Below are 3,201 nucleotides of genomic sequence, written 5' to 3'. Positions count from 1 at the left end.
CTAGCCCGGGCCTTTAGCGTCGTGCCGGCACGGCTGCTGAGGGTGCCGGCCACCGCTGCCGAGGCGGGGTAGGGCATGGACACGCAACGGCCAACCGATGCCGCAATGGTGACAGGAAAAGTCTCCATCACGCTGACGCAGCGGGTGGCGCAACTGGAGCAGCGCGCACGCGAGCGGGCCGGGCGCAACGGTGCGCCCGCCACCGAGGCGCGCGCACAGCCACCCCAGGAAGTGCTCCAAGGTACCCTGGAACGGTTAGCACGCGACGAACAACCGCGTGCTGATCGAACATGCAATGATGTCATTCCCAATGAGAAAACCGCTGCCGCACACGCGCAGTCAGAGACGCCTGCCAAGCGACATCTCAATGGTCATTCAAACCAAGCATGCGTCGCGGCCGCGGCTGAGGCGCTGGAGAGCGTCGCACGTCAGCGGGGGCTGGAACTGACGTCGCTGTGCGCAACGTCAGAATATCCAACCACGCTTACGAGGATCCCGCTGTTTCCTCCAGTGACGCGCGAAACGGCAATCGAGATGTTCAAACGCGGATGGGTAAAGTTACAGTCGTCATGGGACGGCGGTGGCGTCTATCGTTCTGGACCAGCGCTGAATATCTACGATGAAGACACGCTGCTGGGACTCATGGTCTTACGCTCGCGGCGGCTGGTGGGACCGGCCGATCATATGCCAACCGCCGTGCGGCGCTTGGATAAGGAAGATACCACCCCGACGGATGAACGCGTACAAGTGGACAGCGTGGTATTCACCATCTCACAGTTGGAAACAGCCATTCATGGCTACACGCCGCCAAAAGGGTGGGGCGGCCGCGAGCTGGCGCGGCGGCGTGACAGTATCGAGGACCTCTATGGGCTGCAGTTGCGCTTCGACAAGGTGCGGGGCGGGGCAAGGTACCAAAGAGTAACAATCTCGCTGTTTGATATTCCGCAATTCACGAAAGAGAAAGATGCCTGCTATTACGTCCAGTTCCATCCTCTGGTGTCGCGGTGGCTGGAGAACTATCATACGTTTATCAGTTTTTCGCTGCGCAGAAAGCTCTCTGATCTCGGGAAAGCGCTACATCGCTTTCTGGCAAGCCAGCGCAGTCACTGCGTATATCGTATCGGTGTGATCGAATTGTATGAAGCCATTGGGGCGCAAGATCGCGTGTGGAAGCTCAATCAAAATGCACGCAAGCAGTTGATGATTATGCAACAAGAAGGGTTCATAACCGCGTTTCTGATCGACGGCACCGGCCGTTCCAAGCCGTTCGTTCTGCATGTCGTGTTTCCCCGACAGACCTGATCGCTGCCGTCAACGCGCACCCGAATCACGTCGGGCGCCGAGTGAATGTGCCGATACCCAAACGCGCTCACATAGGGGCGCTCCGGCACCAAAGTACCCAGCAAGATAGCCCCAGCCAGCGCGGGTCAAGACGCGCGAGTCTTCGTGGGCGTCAGTGAAAACCGACATCAAGTCCAGTATCCCCAGTATCCCCAGTAACAGCAGAACGCTGGTACGCGCCGGCGATCCCTGCTGTCGTGCGCCAAGCACCGGGTTTTGAGGGTGCGAAGCGCGCGAAAGTTATCCACACTTATCCACAGGACCACCGTGTCGTGAGGGTGCGAGCACCGGGTTCTGAGGGTACGAGCCCCCGTGTTTTCAGGGTGCGGGCACCGTGTTTCGAGGGTGTGAGCACCGTGTTCTGAGGGTGCGAAGGTCGGTCTTCTGTTGACGTAGATATATGTTTATAAAAGCAAAAAGTGGCACCCTGTTGGCTCTTAGTACTTCTTAGTACTTTTTTAGTACTTAAGAATTAGTACCGCGGCAGTGGCCGCGCCAAACTGATTTTTTCAAAATTTAAGAGGGGAGACACGACCACGAAGGATTCGCCACCTGGCCCCCGTACCACCAGGGTACCCGGTCGTGTAAGCGACGCAGGCGTTCCCCATGACTGCCGTCGCTGGAGTCTGTCGACCTGGACCCGTCGCACCCGAGGTTCCCCGACGTCACCTCGGTGACCTCGCCATCCTCCAGCACGCGGCCGTCCATGCCGAGCACAACGGCGCCTTGGACGATCGGCTACCCTGGGGCGATTCTCGCCGCCGATGCCTCGATTCCAAGAATGCGACGCGTGACCCGGTGTGAGGATGCCCCGGCAGCCCCGCCTAGCCGAGCTCCTGGCTCCGTAGGCTGCGCCGCGAAAGGGGGGGCGCTAGTGCCCTACAGACCGGCCCCTGCCGCACCCGTGGGGCGGCCTAGAGACTGTCCCCGCTACGCCCTCGCGCTCGACTGCGACTATCGCCCGTGGCGAGCGCGCTGCCCGGGCGTGCCGGCGCCCGTGCTAACCTCACGCCTCGTCTCCCTTTTCGAGCACCAGGACCATGAGCACCGTGCCCACGCGCTGGATCATGCACCTGGACATGGACGCCTTCTATGCCGCGGTGGAGCAGCGCGACAACCCAGCCCTGAGGGGGTTGCCGGTGGTGGTCGGCGCCCAGCCCGGAGGTCGCGGGGTGGTGGCCACCTGCTCCTACGAGGCGCGGCGCTTCGGCATCCACTCGGCCATGCCCATCAACGAGGCCCACCGCCGCTGCCCGGACGCGGTCTATCTGCGCCCGCGCATGGCACATTACCTAGAGATCGCCCGCGAGATTCGCGTGGTCATGGCCACCTGTACCCCAGTGGTGGAACCGATCTCCATCGACGAGGCCTTTCTCGACGTCAGCGGTCTCGGGCACCTGGTCGGTCCACCGGAAGTTATCGGCCAGCGGATCAAGGCGGCCATCCGCACCGCGGTCGACCTGACCGCCTCGGTCGGTATCGCCCCGAACCGGCTGGTCGCCAAGATCGCCTCGGACTTCGGCAAGCCGGACGGGCTGGTCGTGGTACCCCCCGAACAGGTCCTGGATTTTCTGGGCGGGCAGCCGGTCGGCATTCTGCGTGGGGTCGGCAGCCGGACCCTGCCAATCCTCAAGCGGTTGGGGCTGAACACCGTCGCGGACCTGCGCGGGTTGTCGCTCACGCAGTTGCAGGCCCAGTTGGGCCCCCGCGCTGCCACCGGCCTTTACCAACAGGCGCGGGGCATCGCCTCCGACCGGGTCGGCGAATGCACCGCCCGCCAGTCACTCTCCAAGGAGACCACCTTCGGCGTCGATGTGACCGATCCCGGCGTGCTGCGCGACACCCTGCGTGAACTGGCGG

At 62.7% G+C, this 3,201-nt stretch carries 2 protein-coding genes; both read left to right on the top strand.

From position 1 onward, the window contains the following. The first annotated feature begins 75 nt into the window (after nt 1–75). Nucleotides 76–1,302, top strand: coding sequence for a hypothetical protein (locus QZX93_RS03090; protein ID WP_295394344.1), 1,227 nt, complete (start codon nt 76–78; stop codon nt 1,300–1,302). 1,079 nt (nt 1,303–2,381) lie between these two features. Further along, nucleotides 2,382–3,201: DNA polymerase IV (dinB, locus tag QZX93_RS03085; protein WP_295394341.1), on the top strand; the 820-nt coding region annotated here is incomplete at its 3' end.

Origin of the sequence: uncultured Thiodictyon sp. (genome assembly GCF_903946935.1) — a bacterium.
Taxonomy (GTDB): Bacteria; Pseudomonadota; Gammaproteobacteria; order Chromatiales; family Chromatiaceae; genus Thiodictyon.
This window is presented reverse-complemented; position numbering and strand designations above follow the sequence as displayed.